Consider the following 21,481-nt stretch of genomic DNA (forward strand, 5'->3'; position numbering starts at 1 on the left):
TTTTGGTTTGTAATCCAAACAAAATGAATTTTTGCAAACGCAATGGAGTAAACGAAATCTTTTGGAGAAAAATGTATGAAAACGATTGCCTGTTTCGGAGATTCATTAATTGAAGGCTTTCCCTTTTCACCGGAGAACAGCTGGATTGCGCAGGTAAAAAAGAATACGGGAATCCGCATGCTGAACCACGGTATCTGCGGCGAATGCTGCGACGATATAAAAGACCGCCTGATCTGGCGTCCGTTGCCAAAAGAGGTAACCCATGTTCTTTTTGAAGGCGGCATGAACGATATCATTCAGGGCTGTCCGCTGACCTTTTCCATTGAGCAGATCAAACTGGCGAAACAGTTTTGTGACGAGCAAAACGCAGCGTTTTGTCTGGTGCTGCCCTGGTTGTGCGGTGCGGAGGAATTGAATCATCTGATTGAACGCCTGCGTGACGCAATGAAAAAAGAATTTGATAATAAATGCTGTCTGCTTGACTTTGAACCTATGTTTTTAACGAAAAAACACCGGATTGAGTGGTTTATCTGGGACGGCGTACATCCCAAAGCGGAAACCTATGAAGCATTGGGGAATTTTGCGTCGCCGTTTCTGGAAACGTGGATAAAGGAAAGGTAAAACGAAAGAAAAGGTGAATCAAAGATAAAGAAGCCAAAAGCATTTCCACGCTGTACAAGGAAAATTGTTTATGATAATAAAAAACCACTTGACGAAAGGCCCAAAAATGTGGATAATAATATAGTACTATCATAGTTGCCACTTTAGCTCAGCTGGCAGAGCATCTCATTCGTAATGAGAGGGTCGTAGGTTCAAATCCTATAAGTGGCTCCAAAGAAAACAAGCGGTTCCCGAGAAATTGGGAGCCGCTTTTATTATGCCTTTTATATCGTTAGTATAGCTATTAGTATGGCAATTAGTCAAAAAAAGTAAAAAATCAAGATAAAAAGAAAAACCGGATATGCAAAAATTTATGCATAATCCGGTTTTACTTTTTTAATCTTCTTTTTTTGGCTTAGGTTTTCTTTTTTTAACGATAGATGTCCGCTTCGATGATTCGGCTGGAATACCTTTGATTTTAGCAAAAGTTTCTAGCAGGTGTTTATCTATAGCATCTTTATCTACAGATTCAAAAAGAACTTTAAAGAAAGCTGCAGGAAATGCATTTTTCATAGTTAATCGTGTCGTTTCCTCGGCTACGGATATAACTGCTTCGATAAAAGATATAGATTCTTTTGATGTGGGGTAATCCCTAAATTGAATTTGTATATGTTCGCAATCGCCTTCGATAATATTAGCGTCAACTCCGTATTCCCGAAGTTTATTAACAATATAATCCGCTTTTGATAAATCTGATTCTATTCCAGTAAACAGTTTGGTTGTAGTAATGCCGAACAACTTGCCCATTTCAATCGCAATAAAGATGCCTGGTTCTGCGCTCCCGGCTTCGTACCTATAATACTGGGCTGGCTGAATGTTCAATTTTGATGCAGTTTCCGGCTTGCTTAACCCAGCGTTTTCACGGGCTTTGCGCAAGTTTTCGGCAAAAAGTTTTAGCTTCTCTTCCTTATTCATCTATGTATCCTCTTTTTGATTTTTTACCAGTTTAATTTATAATAACACAGTTTTTATCAAAATAAAAGTTATCTAAAAAAATAATTTTGGAGATTTTTAACTTTATAGCAAACAACTATTGACTTAAAAGATAACACTATGCTATACTTGTCTTAAAAGATAAAGAAAGGAGATAAATATCATGGCTGAACGTAAATGGTATACGCCCGAAGAAGTCAGGGAAATTGTGTATGACGGTCTTATCTCAATCGGTACAGTACGCAACATGTGTCTGCGGGGTGATATTCCTTGTGAAAGGCTTGGAAGTGCAATAGATGGGGAAGGAAAGCCGACTCGTCGGCGTATGTTGATTCCAGCGTCATTCGTTAAGGAAATGCAGCGAAAAGCAGAAGGGAATTCATTATGAAGAGACGTAGGAATGGGGAAGGCAGTTATTATCGTAATAATAAAAGCGGACTGTACGTATATTCGTTTAGTTACACGGACCCGCTAACAGGCGTAACGAAAAGGAAGAACATAACAGCTTTAACCCAGCAAAAGTTAGATGAAAAGGTAAATGAATGGAAAAGGAAGCAGGAAGCGGACAGGGAAAAAAGGCAGAAAGAGGCAGAACACCCGTCTGAACAGATGAATGTTGAAGAGTGGGGAGAACAGTTTCTGGACCTTTTTAAAGATACGCTGAAAGTGAAAACCTATAAGGGCTATAAAGGTATTTTTAAAAAGCACATTAATCCGGTTTTAGGAAAAATCAGGCTTAATGAGTTAACACCTGTTCATATACAGAAGATGATAAATAATTTGTATCATGACGGGTTGTCGCCTGAGACAGTTGCAACAGTTCGTCGTGTATTGAGTATTTGTCTTAATAAAGCTATAGCGTTTAAGATTTTACAGACTAATCCTGTTAATTTCACAAAAGCGCCTCGTATAGAGCAAAAAAATCCGATAGTTCTTACTAAGGAGCAGATTCTTGTATTGTTGGATGCAGCGGATAAGTGTGATTTTCTGCCTACTACTTCTGATGAAAGTCAGTTGTTTTTGAGAAGATGCTATTTTTATGCATTAGCAGTGGCAATCGACAGTGGTGCCAGGTACGGGGAATTATTTGCGCTACGCTGGCGGGATTTAAAAGATGGAAAGCTGTATATCAGCAGGGCTTTGGAAGGGAATAAAATTGGAACTCCCAAAACACCCACGAGTTATCGGTCGATAACGCTTTCAAAAGGTGCTTTAAAATTATTAGAGGAATGGAAAGTTTATCAATCAGCGTACTGTGATAAATGGGGTTTTTGGGAATTCTCGGATAACAGTTTGATTTTTTGTAGTTCGTGGGGAACACTGGTATATCCTCAAAATTTGGCAAAGCGCTGGTGGAAACCCTTGCTCAAGGCGACAAAGATGCCACACGGAGTGCATTGGCATTCGCTCAGGGCGACAATGGCGACTCAGCTCTTACAGGCAGGCGTGCCCGTAAAAGTTGTAAGTGAACGGCTTGGCCACAGTAAAATTTCAGTAACTTTAACACGTTATGCTGGACTTATCCACGGCATTGAAGAGCAGTCAGCTGTGATTATGGGTAATATTCTGGAAGAATTACCCACGTTAAAATTGAATGCAAAAAAGGAATAGCTGAAGCTATGCTGTCAAGTGAACACGGAAGAAAGGAGGACGTATTATGACCGAAGGCAGATTATATTACATTAAGCGGGAAGATAGATTTTATTTAACCGATAATAATGGTAAGAGTATTGCACTTCATTGCGGTGACCCCGTGGATGTAAACGTGCATGGGCGTTGGATACAAACTGTTGTGGAAGGCGCATGGGGTAAAGATGGTATGGATGCGTGGTATTTGGTTGGTATGCCTAATCATCGTGGAGCAGCATTACAAGGGTTAAGAGCAAGAGTATAAGTGATACTAACGCTGTAAAGAAGGGAGGTGAGATAATGGAAAATATCCAGAAGGGTTTGGACTTGTTTGCTAAAGCTTTGAAGGAAACAGACAGTTATAAAGGTATTGTTGAGATTAAGTATGATGAAAAAAACGAAAAAGCTATTGTTATCTTCCATACTACGAAAGCTACTGTCAATGTACGTTTTGACAGTCTATTAGGGATGTATACTGACATCTTACAACACTTGGAGCGGGTAACAAGAGGAGAGATTTGGTGGGGTTAACGATAATCTTTGGGACGGGGGTTAAACCCCGCCCCTGCCACAACAGTTGAAGTAGTAATTGTAATGGATAGTTTAAGAAAGGAAAATATCATGGATGATAATAACACGGGACAGATTTCTGTTGAATCGATTTGGGCGAAGTTGTCGGCGGAGGAAAAAGTAATATTTAAGAAGGCGCAGAAAGACGCTTTAGATAAAGCAAAAGCACAGGCGAAAAAAAAGAATACTAAACGTTTATTAGACGACGAAGACAGGGAACGTGTACGGTCACGTTTGACGAAAGCCGGCTGTGATGTGAAACTTGCGTTAAACGATTTGCGTACATTGTCATTACGCTGGGTACTGGATAAACATTCCGATGAATTCGTAGAGTATGTTAAATCTTTGCGTGAGCGCAAGCGCAACAGTTGAAAGTAAAGATAATGACTGCGGTAGTAGCATATAGTTAGCCCCGCAGGGCGCAATCTTTGTAGTGGGGCACCCACTACAAGGGTTGCGGTTATCCCTTGTAAAGGGATAACAAAGGTTTTAATAGTGTGTGAGGTAACGAACATGAAATACAAGTTGACGGGAAGCGTCTCGCTTTCGAAAAATACGCAACCCCGCTCTACCAGAGTGGAGTTATTGCGAGTCGATGAAGAAACGGGGAAACCGTATCGTGACTATAGTAAGCATATAGATGTGGAGCGCACTCCGTGGAACAGGGTGTTAGTGAACAGGGATGTTCGTGAGGTATATGATGAACATATCGGCCCTGGCATTAAGGAATACAATGCAAAACAGATTGCGGGCAAGCATCCGCATCCGGAACGGTGTAAAAGCCTTGATGGCTATATGGAGGAAATACTTGCAGGTGAACGTGCAAAGAACGGAACAAAACGTCCTCGGTTATGGAATGACATCATTATTCAGTGTGGTGATATGCTCACTAATGAGGCGTGGCAAGTAGTCGATGGCAAGAAGGTTCAACCTGAGCTGGCTCTCATTACTAATAAAGTTTATGAAGAGTTTGTAGTAGAATTCGAGAAAAAATTTAAGAATCTTATAGTCACTTGTAGTGCGACGCATAACGATGAGGCGTGTCCGCACTGTATGATTCAATATTCGGCAATTTGCCATAACAATAGTCGTGGGCTGCCGGTACAGGTAAAGTTGATGGATGCATTAGCAGAAAGTTTGGATGCGCTTAATATACCCTATAATCGGAAAAGGGATGATGGAGTGAAGCATGCGTTTAACAAAGTGTTGGACGAAATACTGACGGATGTAATGCGTCGGCACGGTATAGAACGTGTACCTGGCAAACCGAAGGAAGATAAGGAGTTGCAGTCTGTACCGGTTGCGGAACTGCGTAAAAGGAGCAGGCTTTTACGTGAAAAAGTAAAGATGATAGTGGACAGGGGAGAAAACCCGCTGGATGCATTGGAAGCTAAGCGGATTCCATTTGTTGGTACGGTGTATAGTGAGCATGATATGCGGGCCTTGATTAATGAAATGATGAAAGAACGTGCAATTCTGATGGCTCGTGCGGAGAACGCAGAAGAAATAGGTCGTCGAGAAAAAGCGTCGCAGAATGAAACAGTGAAACGTTTGAATGTTAAATTGCAGAAACGGGAACGGAATGCAGAGAAAGATTTCAAGAAGCGTGAGGCTTCCATTAAGCAGAAGGAACGTGAGGCAGAACGCATATTAAAAGAGGCACAGGCATATAAATGGAGTTTGGAAGACCGTGACCAACAGTATCGTTATAAAAGGTTAGCAGATGAATTAGCGTTAGAAAAAGCAGAAGTAACGGAAATGAAAGAGAGATTACAGGCTGATTCACAAGCTATAATAGAGAGTGCAAAAACTGAAGCTGAACGTATAAAGCGTGATGCAGAAAAGGAAGGACAGAAAGAAAAAGTAAAAATAAGAATATTGGAAGAGCGTTATCCTCAAATAGCGAATGAGCTGGAAAGCATTGTACAGAATACCGGAAAGAAGTCGAAACAGCTGATTGTAGAGAGTAGTAAACGGGAGCGGTCCAAGAGCAACGAACGTCATTGATTATTGGTGAGTTGAGTTAGACAAAATTTAACTAGATCCGGCGGATATTTTAAAGTCCTTTTTAGAAGAGAATAAAATGTATAACAATATGTAAAAAACCGTCTGCGGTATTGATTCCCGTGGGCGGTTAAGTTATTTATACAGAATACTTGTGTTTTTGATATAATCACAAAACAACAAAGCATTGATGATAACACCGCTAATTTATATATAAAAAGTCCAATATTTATCGCATTTTTACTTTTTATTTTTTAAGATAAAAAATAAAAAGTAAAATAAAAAAGCCAGCATAGACTATCATAAAGTCTTTGCTGGTTTTTTTGAAAGAGTCTTAATCGGTTTTATTATCAGATTGCAAGTAATCGAATAATACAGCTTTAAAAACCTGTGCCCGTGCCTCTCTTAGAGAGTCATCAGTCCTTTGCTCCAGTCGGGCGATTAAAAGGGGTAGCTTTTTAGCAGGAACCCTAAAACAGTAGCTTTGGCTGATAGGTATTTCTATCCAATCATCTGTGCCCTTTTTGTAAGTGATTTTATAGCCGTCCAGCTTTTCAAGTGCTTTTTCAATTTCTGAACGTGGCTGTTCCAATTCGAAATTAAGGAGTTCATCCGTGGTGATTTGATAAAAATTAGCAATGGTAGCTATTAGGGATACTGGCAGGGAGTGCACACCGTTTTCAATTTTGGAATAGCCACTCTGGTCTGTACCTAACAAACGTCCTAGTTCTGCTTGGGTTTTATGATGTTTTTTCCGTAACTGTCGTAATTTATCACCTAACATGGAAACCTCCCATTTATGATTATGATAAAGCAATTTTTAGGGAAGTTTCAATACGTCAGCATAATTAATTATATATCGGAATAATAGTTGAAATCGTCATGTTTCTGTCATATAATAATAGTAACATATATGTAATACCAAGAAAACGGGGATGATAAACAATAATATTATTATTTGGTGAAGTTTCAATAACATAAGATAATTAAAAAAGGAGCGAATGATTATGAAATGTTATTATCATGGTGAAGATGCTGTTACGACTTGTCAAAAATGTGGAAAAGGATTATGCAGGGACTGTATCATTACTCTTGGTGGTCAAAGTTATTGTCAGGATTGCTTTAGGCAATATGTTGAAGCAGATAAGGCAGACTATGAAGGTATTAAGAAGAGGCTTAATATAGGAAAAATATTAGGTGTGATAGTATTTGTTATTTGCTTTACTGGTGGACTCAGTATTATTGCAAGTTTAATTATAGCCCTTTGGCTTGCTTGTTGTCCGGAATCAATCAGTGGTATGCATAAAGTTAATAATAGAGAACTTAACCCTGGAACATGGGATGATAAAGTAGCTAATTATAATGACAGTTTTATCTCCGGAATTGTTATGGCCCCGGCTATAGCTGCAATGGCTTATAAAAGTTTGAAACAAAGGAAAATTAACATTGATAATAACGAAGCATTGCTGGCACAATTTGAAAACCGTTGAAAAGATAGAGGGAAAGAAATTAGTTTTGGAACATATGATTATAACTAATTATTGAAGGAGAAGCGAGGAAATGAAAAATGAAACGTATTTTAATGATGATTATGTGTGTAGTGATGGCGATTTCGCTATTTGGGTGCGGACCGAGCAAGGAACAGAAGTATATGTCTCTGCGGAACGAAGTGGAAACTGAAATGAAAGCATATTATGTTGTTGTTAGTGCAACACCTTATGGTGTTTCAAAAGAGCGTCATAAAAAATCTTTATCAGAGTTGGTTGCTATTCAAAAACGTGTTATGCCAAAATTAGAAGAAATGGAAAAACTTGCAAAAGATGATTTGAAATTAAAAAAAGATTTTGAAGATTTTGGTATAAAAAGCGCAACGCTTCTTAAATATGCTATTGACGAGGAAACGAAAATAATTAATGGTACTGACGATTTATCAAAGTCGCTTAAAAGAAAAGGGTATGACCCTAATCAAAAACATTCACTATTTACAGACTAAATTATAAAATGATATTAATTTAAGAAAGCGAGGAAATGCAAAATGAAACGTATTTTAATGATGATTATGTGTGTAGTAATGGCAATTTCGTTGTTTGGTTGTGGGCAGAGCAATGAACAGAAGTATATGTCTCTGCGGAATGAAGTGGAAACGGAAATGAAGGCATATGATAAGCTTGTTGCGTCAATTCCCGACCATACGAAAGAAACATATTCGCCTTCAAAAGAAAGATTTAGAAAGCAGTATCTTCCTTATCATGAAAAAGCGTTGCCTGAAGTTGTAGCTATTCAGAAAAGGGTTATGCCTAAATTGGAAGAAATGGAAAAGCTTGCAAAGAGTGAAGTAAAACTTAAAGGTGATTTTGAAAAGTTTGCTCCGAGAATCGTAATGATTTTGCAGAATGCTATTGAAGCTGAAACGAATATAATTAAGCGTTATAAATAATATCAGATGTTACCGGCGGGAAGACCCGCCGGTATTTTTTTACCATTGAATCACGCTACCGGGGGACAACTTATTTGCCACTTTTTGTGAAACAAAGAATGTGACCAGACATACAGCATTTTGTATAAATAATTTGATGATATGCTTGAAGAGGATGAATGCTTGAAAATAGATAAATAAAATTGCATAAATGATTATATATTATACAGAAACACATTAAGGCTTTGTATAGCTAAAAATATGTCAATTATTTTTGTTTTTAAGATATTTACTTGTTCTTATTGTTGTAGATGCTATTGAAAACAATAATATTTCGTATTATTATTCTAATGGGATATAGCTATTTGTCGGTGAGAATATTCGTAATGAGAGGGTCGTAGGTTCAAATCCTATAAGTGGCTCCAAAGAAAACAAGCAACCTTACTGGCTTTCAGCAAGGTTGCTATTTTTTTGCTCCTTATGATGCTAGGCTTTCTGATATTTATCCGAACGGTTTGCTCCTTACTTGCTCCTTAATTAATATAATTGGTCGTTATTGGACGATTATTTGAAGGATTTCAGCATGATATTAATAAGCCTAAGGGTGTTAAAAGGTTGGTTAGGTAAGAAAGGTTAGCTTAAAGAGAAGGGGAGGATATAAAGCGAAGGTTTATGTCACTGGGTGGGTTTATCAGGCGTTGCTGTGTTAACACCGATTAGGACAAATATTATTGTCTTAAACACGTTATACAGTTCTTTGAGAAACAACAAGCAGAAAAAAAGTAATAGCGTCTCAGATCCAAAACAAATCTGAGACGCTATTTTAATGAGAATAAATGTACTCCTGGACTGACTTGCGCAGGACTTTATATGAGTTACCTAACCGGAATGATTTGATCTTACCTTCCCTCAACAGTTTGTATGCTGTGTTCTTACCAATTGCGAGCATGTCCATCATCTCGTTTACGGTCAGAATATCTTCGTTGTACGCCCTGTTCTTGATATTATAATCGCTTTCCGTAAATATGCTCATTCAATTCATCTCCTTTCTTTGCACATCAGAACAGGTCTGTTTAAGCCTGTTCTGCTTATTCTTATTTACTTGTTCACAACTTTATGGAAATTTACTGGTTGAAAATATGCTAAAAAAACGTATATAACCTTTGCTGTAACACGGATTATTTTTAAAATGCACAACAAGTAAATAAAATTAACGCATTAGAACGTAAAGATACGTGTTCTGATGCGAATATACGAAAGGAGGGCCTAATATGGCTCAAAATCACAACTGTTATGCCATTATCGGCAACAATGGATATGGCATGTCTTCTAATTGGGAAGAATTAATATCATACTCTAAATTCTTACAGAATGAATGGCACAAAGGTTTTCAGACCGAAGAAGATGCTTATAATTGGCTCGTTGACCAGTGCTCTATGAGAAGCCGACTGAATGCTTTCGGTATGTGTGACCTGGCCACTTTACGCAGTCAGCGTCTTGTCACGATTGACAACAGTGCGCCGAAAACTGCACGCGATACGTTCTACCGCAAGCCGGCATCGATTGAAGAAGTATCCAGTCTTGAAGAATTGGATGCATCCATCAATGAGCTGACCAGCAAAAAGCCTGATAAAAAGAAGACCCGCAAAAAAGTGCTAATGAAACAGTTTGAAAAATGGCTTGACACCTATCTGGACGAATAATAATTACAGTTTACGGATAGGCAAAGGTTCCTAAGACTGTATTGGTCTTAGGAACCTTCATTGCTATAACTTTATTCAGCTTTTTATTTAAACGGGTGCGATTGGTACCGTTACAAGTCCTTGTGCAAGCCGCAATTTCTATCATAAAAGGTATCCAAACTCTGCAAAACACAGATATTGCTGGCGATATATTTGACTGCATCATGCTTCGCCAGTTCTTTTAACACGTGCGGATAGACCGAAACAACATATTTCTGTAATCTCCGCCATACCTTACTGTCATCTTCTCCGGATTCAATCCTGCTGATCAGCGATGCAGCTTCAGCGTTATATGGAATTATGATTGGAACCTGGTCATCGTCAATAAACCTCGCATTATGACCAACTACCGCAAAGTTATAGTTGCGGGTGCTTTCCATAATGCCTTTTTCATCATAATTTTCATCGCTTAGGTATGAATATACGCCATCAAAATACTTCTCTATCGCCTGTATCGAAAAAACATCACAACCATCAGCCAACAGCTTATCGGATTCTATAGACCGGTAGTCATTGTATTTTCCATTCTGCAACCGGAAGACAAACAGTTTTGCTTCCCGTTGTCCTCCATGCCGGTTAACACGGCCAGCCGTCTGTACCATACTGTCCAAACCGGTAAGTTCTCTGTAAGCAATATCGAAGCTCAGGTCGACGCCTGCTTCAATCAACGAAGTACTGACAACACATATCGGTGATGTGTTGTCAGGATTTTTCCGGTTGTTGTTCAGGTCGGCCTTAATCTGATTGATTACCTTGGTCCTGTGCTCGGCACACATGTTGAGTGATAAGTGATAACAACAAAAACCCCTGTTATTAAGAACCTTGTATAAATCCTGTGCAGTCTGTTTACGGTTCACAACACATAGAGTGTTTTTCCCGGACTGCATATCCATTACTATTCTATCAGCCAGAGACGAAATAACAAGCGTATCAACGACCGCTTCAGCAGACACACGTTTAAAACGTTCATACATACCTTTGGCATCAGAAAGAATCTCATGTCCTTCTTCGCCGATATGAAGTCCCGGCTGCGTTGCTGTGCAAAGAACTATCGTACAGTTGTACTTCGATGCCAACGTTCTTAATAGTTCTCTGCAGGGTTTCAGGAAGTTTATAGGCAGCATCTGCGCCTCGTCCAGAATAATTACGCTGTTGGCAATGTTATGAAGTTTGCGCAGTCTTCTTGTTTTATTAGAAAGCAATGACTCAAAGAATTGGACGTTAGTGGTCAAAACCACAGGAGCGTTCCAATTGTCAACCGTCCATGAACGGTACTGCTTTTCATCTATACCTGTTTTTTTATCATCGTATTCAGCCAGATGATGATGCTCGACCACGTTCTGTTCACCCAGCACGCTCTCGTACACATCAGCGTTCTGCTCAATAATCGAAGTATATGGGATGCAGTAAATAATACGCCGTGCATCCCCACGTTTGACCCTCTCCAACGCAAATGCCATGGAAGCAAACGTCTTGCCACCACCTGTAGGCGCTGACAACGAATATATTCTGTCCTTTCCGCTCTTGCCAACAGTCCGGCAGTCGTTAAATATTTCGGTACGCCACAGGTTTATCGGTGTTGTTTCAGCATTGGCAAATATTGCATCGGTCTTTTCAAAAAAGTGATCATAGATAGCCGACCATTCATCTGTAACAACCGTTTCAACTTTTTCCGCACTGTCCTGCCAGTCTGCATCTACAAGACAGCTCAGATACATACGGGTTTCAAGAGATATTTCAAATGCACACAGTGGATTATTCCTGATACCACTGTGCAGCTTTGGAAAAAACGGTCTTACAACCGGCGGTGGTTCCAGCATAGTAAGATGCTCGTCCTGGTGATAGCGCCCCTTGAGCGTTATCCCAATATCTGCATCCGTTCCCAGATCCGGCAGACCTGAATGATGTCCAAATACGCAAAACGAGCCTATCAAATCCTGTGCATCATATAGTTTTCGTCCACCGATGTTGCTGTGGCTTATACGTTTTCCACTACCATCGTTTCGGATATACTCCTGAAACTCTTTGGACGCTTTCCCATAGTCATGCAGATATGAAATCTGTTCTGCATGGGCAGGTTCAAGGTTCGCTTCTTTCGCATACTGGGACATCTTGATGCTGACATTTTTAAGATGCTCGGATAGAAGTTGGATTGAATTGTCTTTGTACTTATGCGCAATAATATCCATTTCTTTTCCTTTAACAGGTTTTATGCGCCCCATACGGGGCGCGACTTCCTGCGCAATAAATAAGGAATCATCTTCGTTATTTCAATCTATGCGCCCCGTGCAGGGCGCTACATAATCTGTCGAACCATCGTCCATGTCTTTAGGACTTCAACCTACGCGCCCCGTGTGGGGCGCAACTGTGAACAGTACAACCGGTGGACGGTGGAATTTCAATTTCAATATATGCGCCCCGTGTGGGGCGCTACCTCCAGCACTTCGAACGGTTCCGCATCCTTAACATTTCAATTTATGCACCCTGTGTGGGGCGCAACTTATCGATTAGATGGTCGACGAACATCATGTGCCATTCAATTTATGCGCCCCATGTGGGGCGCGATGTTGCGAAGCAAATCGGAACATTCACGGTCACACCATTTCAATCTATGTACCCCGTATGGGGCACAAAATCTGACTCTGTACGCAGCACAGGTAGTTCCGGTATTTCAAATCTATGCGCCCTATCACAGGGCACAATAAATAACGATATTCAGCTTGTCGATCCTGATAACCATTTCAATATATGCACCCCCATGGGGCGTCATTTCGTCATTGTTAGGTTTTCGAACCGGATTATTTCAATCTATGCGCCCAAATGGGGCGCTACACGAACCAATTGTCGCATGGCGGTTCGGTCATATTTCAATCTATGTGCCCCATGTGAGGCGCTACACATGGTAATGGGAAATAACAAAGCGTGGTTGAGATTTCAATGTATGCGCCCCGTGTGAGGCGCAACTATTTCTACCAACATTAGGGTGTTTTCGAATGTAGTTTCAATCTATGCGCCCCTTGTGGGGCGCAACTTACAGGAGCGCCATATTCAGCGGTCGCAACTTGATTTCAATGTATGCGCCCCGTGTGGGGCGCGAAAACTCCCGGTTGGAAACATACCTATGCCTATCCATTTCAATGTATGCACCCCAAGTGGGGCGCAACCAGAAACCAATCAAATAGGTATTGCTGGCATTCTATTTCAATGTATGTGCCCCGTGTGGGGCGCAACCTTGCGGCAGGAGTAGGCGCAGTAGGGGTACCAGTATTTCAATTTATGCGCCCCATGCGGGGGCGCAACATAACTATGTTGAATTGGAACATGCTCGAATGGCATTTCAATATACGCGCCCATACGGGGCGCAATGTCATATTAGCCACTTTTTGACCAAAAGCCTCGATATTTCAATCTATGCGCCCCATGCGGGGCGCGATTGGACAGTTCATTCCGTATCCTGCGACTTGGCTCTTTCAATATATGCACCCCATGTGGGGCACTACTATAACTGGAGCACCGTATTCAGCTGTTGCTACGGTATTTCAATATATGCGCCCCATATGAGGCGCTACCGCAAAGTTTTCAGTAACAGATATACTGTGGGTTTCAACCCTCAAAAGTGCGAACCTATTTTTTTGAATGTTACAACAGCCCATTCTGCCACTTCATTCACCAATGTCTTCTTATGGTTCGCACGTTGTTTTCCACAGGGTTTGGTCGTAGCTAAACCTATTTCTTAACAATTACTTCAATGCCATCGGGGATCACATCCTTGTCAACAGCGACCTCATAATCATCATAACCCATCGGCATATCAGTCTTCTTTGTTATCGTAACAACCTTTTCAAGGTCTTCTTCAAACGCGTTGCCCCAAATACCTGCATGTTTGAATATAACGAGCTTTCTTACTGCCATATCTCCACGTCCTGCAGCATGGTCTGTTTCAAACATATGAAGGATTGCATCCCACAGTTTTTCCAAATCCTTTTCATCAAACCCGGTCTTTTCAGCCAGGTGCGGTGAAACATGCCCTGTAGCTTTATATAAACCATACGGGGTGATATACTTTGTACCCATCGTATTGTTTTTAGTCTCTGCTTCTTTTGCATTTGCCACAGCACATGAGGTAATACCAATGCGCTGAATCGAGATGGGGCTGATGCTTTCAGAAAAGCTGATCTGAACAGGACCGGTAATAGATCCATCCACATTGCCGGCATCTTTGTCGGTAAAGCGCTGGCAGACCGCTCCAAAAGTGCGGACGTCCCAAAACTTATCACACATCCATTTCTTCAGCGCATTTGCATAAGCGTTCTTCTCCAAAAATCCTTTTTTAGACGGCTTGGGAACGTCCTTCAGTGCTTTGTCCTGCTCAAAGTCTTTTGGGATACCATGCTGGATGAAAATACCCATGCCTTCTTCTCCGGCATAACGGAGGTCAATATAATTGCGGATTTTTCGTTTGATGGCACCGTCCGTCACAACACCTTTGCGTGTTTCAATGATTTGGCGGGGCATATTTGCAGCGTCCGGATCGCCGTTCGGATTTCCATTCTTTACGTCATACAGAATTACAAAATCATACTTGTTGGCTAACAATTTTATTCACCTTCCTTTGCATCTTCATCTGTTCTGCCAATTTTGAATTGGTACGCGACCTGATGATAGTAACCAAGCGTCCACATCCCTTGCTCCTTCATAGACAGGCGTTCCGGATACGGTACGTGGATTTTGCTGAGTATCTCAGCAATCTTGTACTCATTTGCTCCATGCAGTCTTGCGCTCTGAAGATATTGGCCATAAGCGAGGCTGGGTGTTTCCATTGCCGCACGGAACCAGCGTTCTTTAACCTTATCCATATTATTTCTGTGATCCTTGTCCACAGTCAGCCAGGCTATGGCAAATACACGGCCTAACAAATACGCAACATCTTCTTTCATTGCATCTAATTCCATAAGGTTATCCTCCCTTCCATAGTTTTTGATCATAACTGCCTTTATTACAGAGACATATCTCACAAAGGTCAAACTGGTAACGGAGAATTTATCAGTTACCATAGCGGTTTTGGCTTTTTCAATCACCGAACTATACAGGTAGTCTGGATAAGCAGCTCCCGTCAAAACAGTCATAACCAATGATTTTACCAGATTATGGTACTGCTTCTCCTTTTCTCCGTCTGCCATAACAAGAGACAAGATATTGTAAATTGAAGGTACATAATCAAGTCCTATAATCTTCAACCGGTCAAGATGTGCCTGTGCGTTGTCAACTATATCATTCCAAAATTCTACGAAGCTGAAGATTTCTTGAATACGACCCTGTTTGCCTATCAGTCCATACACATGACAAGGGACGTCAATAGAAAGTCGCCTGAATGAAGAACCGGTGCGTGTTTTATCATAAACCGATTTTAAAGTGCTGCTGCTATCGCTCCCAGAAAAGAACGGATTGAAATCCATATCGTCCTCTGATTCAGCCCAATGCAGCACCGTCAGGTCGTCACCGAACTTAGTGCAATACTTATAATAGCGGTATTCTTTGTTCTTGCCATCTTTTTTATCGCTCTCAGTACCTTTCACCGACCTGATTTCATACGTCTTGAGCATAAAGTTCAACGCTTCACGGTACTTGTATGTATCCTCTTCGCTTATCAAAGGCATTGGGAATTTTAGCTGGTAGGAGTCAACATCTTCTTTTCTGGCAAACAATGGTGAACCAGAACCGGTTCCAGCCATAGTAAACTGAGGCTGGACTTCTGTACGGGCAGTCCCCCTTTCTCCAGAAAACGAGGAGTATAATTCATCTCCGTCCAACTTGCGGTTATCCCACAGAGAACGCATCTGTTCATTCTCAACCAGATACTTACCGTTAAAGCGTAAAGCAAAACGCCCGTTGTTATATGCATCACATTCACTGTCGGTAAAGGCACGGGTTACTGCTTTATCATTGGAAAAGAATTTCAATACTGCTACAGCTTCCTCAGCGGAAGCATCTTTTAACAGCTCCTCATGAAACTGCTTGTTCTTCAGAAAGTACCTGTCCCCGGAATCTTTAAACTGCCTGGTTTTGTTATCCCACTTTTTGGCCGTCTTGAAAAAGTATTTAAACGACCCCCACAGAAACCTTGGGACAGCCCCAGAGGATTCCGGCTTTCCATCAGAAGGACAAACTAGAGTAATGCCCTTGTTGCCACCCTGGGAGACATCAACGATATTTATTAGGTCACCATTTTTATCTATTTCCAAGGCATAGAATATAGTCTCCTTTTTATATCCGAAGGGTGTTTTGTCCTCTTTGGGCATATAGCGGTCAAAAAAACGTATCAAGTCGGTTATCACACATCCTCACTTCCTTTCACATTGGAAAACCAGCCTTTGAACACAAGTCTCCCATCTTCCAGTGTTGTATCAGCAAACAGTGGGATCTCTGTACCGTTCTCATCAACTTTAGTGTCCTGATACATAATCCCCAGATCCAATTTTTTACCGGCATAAACAGATTTTACATAAACGCCGGTATAAGGTTTCACGTAACAATGGAACTCTCTACAGCCTAACCATGGCGAGCGCTGGTTGCCTCCAGAATATAGACGTCTCATAAACATATCGTAGAACTGGGGCAACGTATGGTCTTTTTCAAACGTACCCTCTTTTTTGATAATTTCAGCCTCTACAACATATTCAACGTTGACCAGGAAGGTCGTGCCTCTTAACGTTCGGTTTTTAGTATCATTGACCAATAGGAATGGCTCTGGAGTTTTAACGTTTTGCATGAGCTTTGTTTCATTACGCACAACAGAATCCCGTTTGATTTTCCGGCAGACGTAAATGTTGTTGATCTTGTAATCCATACCTGCATGGTTATAGATGCTCCGCAGAACGCCTTTCATGGCGCTGCAGGTTGGAACATCATAAGAATACCTTTCAACCGTCATTTCCGGGCGGGTGAATAAAGCACGATCCGCACGAATATTAACCCGTATCGGCGAAGTAAGTGCTTCTTTAACAAACTTTGCTTCATTGCGCATCTGTCCCATAAATGTATATCCTTTCCTGACTAAATTAGCTGTCGTTAACCCTTAAATTGATTATACCACACTTAACAGATTTCGTTGAAAAGGCAAACGCATCCATTTCTAATTATTTTCAGTTCATAGTTGGTGCGGTTTTGGTTACTGTATCCACTATCAGTAACGCTATAATCAGGACGCTATAATCAGCTACCAGCTACCATTATAATTATAACTCTTTTCAAGTCCAAAAATACCCTCTCCTTAAATGCAGCCGTCATGCGGGGGTTCGTAATTCTGTTCTTGTAAACCCAGTTATGGTGCGCATCCGTAGTATTTCAAATACAAACCTAAAATGCCAAATGCAATCCGTATGATGCATTTGGCATGTCTAAGAGTTTCCCTTGGCATAGTTGATTTACCCATCAGGTTATGTTGTTATAATACGGATTAGACCAACAGACATTCTCTCAACAGCGTCATACGATGGGTACAGGAGATTTTAATTGACAAAAACAATCAACTCTGAATCGCAAATTCACAAATCCAAAACACATATTATATCCTTGAGCACCAGATGTAAAGCCTCCAGCCACTGTTTACTGTAGCTGGAGGCTTATCTAAATAACTGCTCGGAAAGGATGAAGAAAGATGTTTGGACTTGTAAAAAGCATCATCGGCCCAAACCCGTGTCCGGAGCCACCGTTGGAACTGGATACCAAAGTATTGTTAGGTCTTGCCCTGCTCTACTTGGCATTCCTGATCCTAACAAAGGGTGTTGCGGTTGAAACTGCGTTGTCCATGGCAAGCAGCAAATATCATATCAGTAAAGCTGTTTTGCGTAAAGCTTCAAAACGTAAATCATGGAAGTAGCAGTGTTCGCAGTTGTATTTGTTGTAATCTTGGAAAAGGTGTTGCAGAGGATCTATAAGGATTATAGGCTCACAATCGTAATGACAGCTCTCGTTGTTGGAATACTGATAATCGCATTGGCTGTGGCAATCTTTGAAAAGATTTCTCTGTTCCCGGTGTTGCTGCTTTTCAGGTAGTGTCGGGGTATTTTAATTGGAAAGGAGGAAAGAAGATGGACGATGGATTAAAGGTTGGCCGGATTTTATTGGGAGCCATAATTGGCGTTGGCGCAGTTGCAGTAGCTCCTTTTACCGGTGGTGGCTCTGTTTTAGGCGCTACAACACTGTCTGCATCTCTCAGCGGAGTTGGCACAGGGCTTGCTTCTGTAGTTACCGGATTGGTCGGAGCCGCTATCGCAGACGGATTGGCGGATGAAGCAGATTGTAATGCCTATTTAGACGGTTATGAGGAAGCAAAAGCCGAATACGCAACAGAGGATATACTGGTTGAAGAAGACTGGGGACCTACAATTTAAGGAAACCACACGCAGATAACACAGATCAGAGCAGAGCCGTACTGTACGGTTCTGCTTTTCTGTGTTCAAAGTCATTGTTTATATGGGCTTAATTACGCCTTATAAGGGTACAAAAGCGCCTTAAATAGCACTGCATAAAACGTATCAGAGTGACATAATGAATGTAAGGAAGTGGTCTACGTGAATGAAAAGGTTAAAAAAGCTATGATATGCAAGCGCATTGGTGCTAAGGTCGCCTTTTATCGCACGTTGAAAGGCCTCACACAAGAAGCGCTTGCAACCAAATGTCATATTGGAAAAAGTACTTTGGGGCGTATTGAACGTGGAGAATACACCCAGGGATTATCCGTTATTACACTGATTGATATTGCAGAGGGGCTAGGCATTGATATATCAGCGTTCTTCGTGTTCACAAAACAGGAGAACAAAGCCTGGAAACAGATGTTGTTGGAGATAGAAGATAATAGTTGACACAGATGGTTAGGGGGGATTCAGATACTAACAAATGCTAATTGAAAAGCATCTTTTAGATGTGAAATCAGTTTAAGGAGGATAATTCTGATGAAAAAAATAATTGCATTAGTTTTCGGCCTGCTTATGATGGTTAATGCAGCCTTTGCAATGGAAGGGTTTGTTGAACAGCAAACCATCAATGGTGTCCATTGCGGTATGTCTCCCGATGAGGTTGTTGCAAAATGGGGACAGCCCATTTCCCAAGAAGGCAGAGAAGATTTCTATTTTAATCCGGGTGGATTAAAAGCCCATTTTTACACCACCATTAACTTTTCTAAGGAAGTAACCTGCCTATCAAGAGTATACGCAAAAAACAACCCGCAACTTGTGCTCAAGCCCAGCGGCGTTGCTATAGGAATGTCTGAGCAAGAAGTTCTCCGTCGGTTAGGAAAACCTGATTTCATTAAGTATATGCAGTGGTTAACTAATGATAGCGGTTCATGCAAAGAGCTTTATTATAATATGCCAAGATATACGAATTATGCAGGAATAACAGGTGAACAGACGGTTCGGGTTTGGATTTGTGATGATATTAACAAACCGTTTAATGGCCAAGTGCTTCAGATTTGGTTAGATGGTCAATTCCATGGAAGACGTTTTTAACATATAGGCTGTAATTATGAGGAGATCCTGACATGAAAAAAATAGTTAACGTGTTTATAATAACTTTAGTTTTATTAGTGAGCCATATTGTGTTCGCGGCACCACTACCACCCAATCAAGCTACTGTCAAAGGACTGTCGCTCAGTTCAAGCATGCAGCAGGTGGTACAGGTCATGGGGGAACCCTATCGCACTGGCCACTGGGAGTTTACCTATGATACCATGTATGAATACCCGGGTGTGAATTTCGTCTTTTTAACCAAATACGGCTCTCTTGACAATCCGATGACCAAAATCATTTTGGATGCCCCGCAGGCGACGATGGATAACGGTATAAAAGTCGGAATGACATCACGTGCAGTTATGGATATATTAGGGACAGATTATAGCTTTAATACGGTGACTAGTGACATAGCATACAAAGTTGTAATTGATCCGGTAAAGTACGATGTTGGAACCATAACATTTAAAATGGATGGAAACATAGTCAAAAAGATTTTCATTGAACGGTCATAAAGCAATCTGATGGTCGAAGCGGGTAAATCGCAAACCTAACAATTTCAGACAGATATTATTTTCATGAGCAACAAAAATAACTGCCCCGGTACTTTGTAGTACCGGGGCTTTTCTATTGCCGAAAACCCCGGCTGTCACTGTATATCTGACTGCCGTTTATATAAATAACAAGCCAAAGGGAGGAAAAACTATGATCCAACTCACTGTAACAGATTCGTTACAAAACTTTACCAACGATTATGTCTTTCGTACACAGGAGGACATGACCACAGCACTCCGTCTTCTGTTTGACTTCGCATGCTATAGCGAAGAAAGCATCAAGAATAAAGTGCTGGAGCTTCATGTAAGAAGCGACAAACCGCTGGACACAAGCAAATCATACTATCATTTTAATCAACAAAGGAGGAATTTACCATGAAGCAAGGCTTCAAAAACGTTCAGGAGCTGTACCTGAAATTGGAAGAACAAAGAGACCACCGCAAGGACATTATCGCCGATACCCGCAGCCTTGTGATAAACACCACCAGCGGACTCAGTACGATCAGTGTTTCGACCGGCAATGACATACTGGCCTATTCAGTATCGGATGTTGCCCACAGGCAAATTGCAGACCGGCTGGGTGTTCCTTTCAAATATTATGACCGGATGAGGCTGGAATATCCAGCCTTACTGGATCAGAATATCAATGGGTGGTTGCAAAAACAGCCTGAGAAACGCATGCTGCGAACCTTAGATGGTCGGCTGAGAGCGTTCCTTTCAGACCGTTATCGCAGACTGGATAATCTGGAGCTGGTGGATCATGTACTGCCGGTCATTGCCCAGATGAAAGGATGCTCTATCGAGAGTTGCGACATCACCGAAACCCATTTGTATATGAAGGTAATTAACAAGACCATGAAAGCGGAACTGACGCCTGGCGATGTAGTGCAGGCCGGATTCGTCATTTCCAACAGCGAGATCGGACTGGGCGCCTTGAAGGTTGAGCCTTTGGTGTATCGGTTGGTATGCAGGAATGGAATGATTTCCAAAGACCTCGCCCACAAGAAGTATCATGCAGGCCGTCAGGTGGAAGACACGGACGCAGCCTATGAACTCTATTCAGATGAAACGCTGGCTGCGGATGATAAAGCGTATTTCCTGAAAGTGCAGGATATTGTATCGGCTGCAGTAGATGAGGCTCGGTTTAGTCTTACCGTGGACAAGATGAGGGCTTCTATGAATGTTCCAACTGGTGACAACCCTGTAAAGACAGTTGAGGTGCTGGGAGACAAATATATTCTCAATAAGACTGAACGCGCTACCATACTTCGTCACTTTATCATGTCCAATGATTATACAGCCTTTGGGTTGGTTAATGCTGTGACCAGATGCAGTCAGGATATCCCTGATTATAACCGCGCCACAGAACTGGAACGCCTTGGCGGTACACTTCTGGACGAAAGCGTAAAACTGAATAAGGTTAATTCAAATATGTTATTACTGCCGCAGGCGGTATAAAAACAC

The 21,481-nt window shown here is 41.3% G+C and carries 24 protein-coding genes and 1 tRNA gene; 18 read left to right on the forward strand and 7 right to left on the reverse strand.

Translation table 11 applies throughout. The annotated features are described in order from the left end of the window. Nucleotides 1-75 precede the first annotated feature (75 nt). Nucleotides 76-621, forward strand: coding sequence for a GDSL-type esterase/lipase family protein (locus QZV31_RS06980; protein WP_295359351.1), 546 nt, complete (start codon nt 76-78; stop codon nt 619-621). 137 nt (nt 622-758) lie between these two features. Next, nucleotides 759-834, forward strand: a tRNA-Thr gene (locus QZV31_RS06985). Nucleotides 835-996: 162 nt separating this feature from the next. Here QZV31_RS06985 and QZV31_RS06990 read toward each other — a convergent pair. Further along, nucleotides 997-1,575, reverse strand: a complete 579-nt coding sequence (locus QZV31_RS06990; RefSeq protein ID WP_295359352.1) for a helix-turn-helix transcriptional regulator — start codon at nt 1,573-1,575, stop codon at nt 997-999. A gap of 181 nt (nt 1,576-1,756) precedes the next feature. On the opposite strand from QZV31_RS06990, the gene QZV31_RS06995 reads away from it, so the two are divergent. The 6 genes from QZV31_RS06995 to QZV31_RS07020 all read left to right on the forward strand — a co-directional run bounded on the left by QZV31_RS06995 (nt 1,757) and on the right by QZV31_RS07020 (nt 5,799). Beyond that, nucleotides 1,757-1,981, forward strand: a complete 225-nt coding sequence (locus QZV31_RS06995; protein ID WP_295359353.1) for a hypothetical protein — start codon at nt 1,757-1,759, stop codon at nt 1,979-1,981. After that, on the forward strand, nt 1,978-3,204 hold the full coding sequence (locus tag QZV31_RS07000; RefSeq protein ID WP_295359354.1) for a site-specific integrase: 1,227 nt from the start codon (nt 1,978-1,980) through the stop codon (nt 3,202-3,204). Before QZV31_RS06995 ends, QZV31_RS07000 begins: the two co-directional genes overlap by 4 nt. Nucleotides 3,205-3,250: 46 nt before the next feature. Continuing rightward, a complete protein-coding gene (locus QZV31_RS07005; protein WP_295359355.1) occupies nt 3,251-3,487 on the forward strand; it encodes a DUF5348 domain-containing protein in 237 nt (78 codons plus the stop codon). A 35-nt stretch (nt 3,488-3,522) separates the two neighbouring features. Further along, nucleotides 3,523-3,753 carry a hypothetical protein gene (locus tag QZV31_RS07010; RefSeq protein ID WP_295359356.1) on the forward strand — a complete coding sequence of 77 codons (231 nt, stop codon included), beginning with the start codon at nt 3,523-3,525 and terminating at the stop codon, nt 3,751-3,753. 90 nt (nt 3,754-3,843) lie between these two features. Further along, the gene (locus tag QZV31_RS07015) at nt 3,844-4,164 is read left to right on the forward strand and encodes a hypothetical protein (RefSeq protein WP_295359357.1); all 321 of its coding nucleotides are present in this window, start codon (nt 3,844-3,846) and stop codon (nt 4,162-4,164) included. 141 nt (nt 4,165-4,305) lie between these two features. Beyond that, nucleotides 4,306-5,799: a hypothetical protein gene (locus QZV31_RS07020; RefSeq protein ID WP_295359358.1), complete on the forward strand. Its 1,494-nt coding sequence runs from the start codon at nt 4,306-4,308 to the stop codon at nt 5,797-5,799. A gap of 331 nt (nt 5,800-6,130) precedes the next feature. On the opposite strand, the gene QZV31_RS07025 is transcribed toward QZV31_RS07020, so the two are convergent. Next, nucleotides 6,131-6,580 (reverse strand): helix-turn-helix transcriptional regulator, encoded by a 450-nt coding sequence (locus QZV31_RS07025; RefSeq protein WP_295359359.1) that lies wholly within the window; start codon nt 6,578-6,580, stop codon nt 6,131-6,133. A 223-nt stretch (nt 6,581-6,803) separates the two neighbouring features. Here QZV31_RS07025 and QZV31_RS07030 point away from each other — a divergent pair, with 223 nt between their 5' ends. The 3 genes from QZV31_RS07030 (at nt 6,804) to QZV31_RS07040 (ending at nt 8,233) form a co-directional block, all read left to right on the forward strand. After that, a complete protein-coding gene (locus tag QZV31_RS07030; protein WP_295359360.1) occupies nt 6,804-7,286 on the forward strand; it encodes a hypothetical protein in 483 nt (160 codons plus the stop codon). Between the two features lie 77 nt (nt 7,287-7,363). Further along, nucleotides 7,364-7,789, forward strand: a complete 426-nt coding sequence (locus QZV31_RS07035) for a hypothetical protein (RefSeq protein ID WP_295359361.1) — start codon at nt 7,364-7,366, stop codon at nt 7,787-7,789. Nucleotides 7,790-7,831: 42 nt separating this feature from the next. Continuing rightward, a complete protein-coding gene (locus QZV31_RS07040; RefSeq protein WP_295359362.1) occupies nt 7,832-8,233 on the forward strand; it encodes a hypothetical protein in 402 nt (133 codons plus the stop codon). 802 nt (nt 8,234-9,035) lie between these two features. Here QZV31_RS07040 and QZV31_RS07045 read toward each other — a convergent pair. Next, nucleotides 9,036-9,245, reverse strand: a complete 210-nt coding sequence (locus tag QZV31_RS07045) for a helix-turn-helix domain-containing protein (RefSeq protein WP_295359363.1) — start codon at nt 9,243-9,245, stop codon at nt 9,036-9,038. A gap of 238 nt (nt 9,246-9,483) precedes the next feature. On the opposite strand from QZV31_RS07045, the gene QZV31_RS07050 reads away from it, so the two are divergent. After that, the gene (locus QZV31_RS07050; RefSeq protein WP_295359364.1) at nt 9,484-9,915 is read left to right on the forward strand and encodes a hypothetical protein; all 432 of its coding nucleotides are present in this window, start codon (nt 9,484-9,486) and stop codon (nt 9,913-9,915) included. Between the two features lie 110 nt (nt 9,916-10,025). Here the strand turns inward: QZV31_RS07050 and cas3 are convergent, their stop codons facing one another. The 4 genes from cas3 to cas5c form a co-directional block, all read right to left on the reverse strand. Then, nucleotides 10,026-12,176: a CRISPR-associated helicase Cas3' gene (gene cas3 / locus QZV31_RS07055; protein ID WP_295359365.1), complete on the reverse strand. Its 2,151-nt coding sequence runs from the start codon at nt 12,174-12,176 to the stop codon at nt 10,026-10,028. 1,504 nt (nt 12,177-13,680) lie between these two features. Then, complete coding sequence (cas7c, locus tag QZV31_RS07060; protein WP_295359366.1) at nt 13,681-14,550, reverse strand: type I-C CRISPR-associated protein Cas7/Csd2; 870 nt, start codon at nt 14,548-14,550, stop codon at nt 13,681-13,683. A gap of 2 nt (nt 14,551-14,552) precedes the next feature. After that, on the reverse strand, nt 14,553-16,289 hold the full coding sequence (locus QZV31_RS07065) for a type I-C CRISPR-associated protein Cas8c/Csd1 (RefSeq protein ID WP_295359367.1): 1,737 nt from the start codon (nt 16,287-16,289) through the stop codon (nt 14,553-14,555). Next, on the reverse strand, nt 16,286-16,987 hold the full coding sequence (gene cas5c, locus QZV31_RS07070) for a type I-C CRISPR-associated protein Cas5c (RefSeq protein ID WP_295359368.1): 702 nt from the start codon (nt 16,985-16,987) through the stop codon (nt 16,286-16,288). The genes QZV31_RS07065 and cas5c overlap by 4 nt, the downstream gene beginning before the upstream one ends. A 624-nt stretch (nt 16,988-17,611) precedes the next feature. On the opposite strand from cas5c, the gene QZV31_RS07075 reads away from it, so the two are divergent. The 6 genes from QZV31_RS07075 to QZV31_RS07100 all read left to right on the forward strand — a co-directional run bounded on the left by QZV31_RS07075 (nt 17,612) and on the right by QZV31_RS07100 (nt 21,475). Beyond that, the gene (locus QZV31_RS07075; RefSeq protein WP_295359369.1) at nt 17,612-17,833 is read left to right on the forward strand and encodes a hypothetical protein; all 222 of its coding nucleotides are present in this window, start codon (nt 17,612-17,614) and stop codon (nt 17,831-17,833) included. 211 nt (nt 17,834-18,044) lie between these two features. After that, a complete protein-coding gene (locus QZV31_RS07080) occupies nt 18,045-18,347 on the forward strand; it encodes a hypothetical protein (RefSeq protein WP_295359370.1) in 303 nt (100 codons plus the stop codon). A 180-nt stretch (nt 18,348-18,527) separates the two neighbouring features. Then, nucleotides 18,528-18,818 carry a helix-turn-helix transcriptional regulator gene (locus QZV31_RS07085; protein WP_295359371.1) on the forward strand — a complete coding sequence of 97 codons (291 nt, stop codon included), beginning with the start codon at nt 18,528-18,530 and terminating at the stop codon, nt 18,816-18,818. Between the two features lie 90 nt (nt 18,819-18,908). After that, the gene (locus QZV31_RS07090) at nt 18,909-19,463 is read left to right on the forward strand and encodes a hypothetical protein (protein WP_295359372.1); all 555 of its coding nucleotides are present in this window, start codon (nt 18,909-18,911) and stop codon (nt 19,461-19,463) included. Nucleotides 19,464-19,495: 32 nt separating this feature from the next. Further along, on the forward strand, nt 19,496-19,978 hold the full coding sequence (locus tag QZV31_RS07095; protein ID WP_295359373.1) for a hypothetical protein: 483 nt from the start codon (nt 19,496-19,498) through the stop codon (nt 19,976-19,978). A gap of 414 nt (nt 19,979-20,392) precedes the next feature. Further along, on the forward strand, nt 20,393-21,475 hold the full coding sequence (locus QZV31_RS07100) for a DUF932 domain-containing protein (RefSeq protein ID WP_295359374.1): 1,083 nt from the start codon (nt 20,393-20,395) through the stop codon (nt 21,473-21,475). The last annotated feature ends 6 nt before the right edge of the window (nt 21,476-21,481 follow it).

Origin of the sequence: uncultured Succiniclasticum sp., assembly GCF_902793885.1 — a bacterium.
GTDB lineage: Bacteria > Bacillota > Negativicutes > Acidaminococcales > Acidaminococcaceae > Succiniclasticum.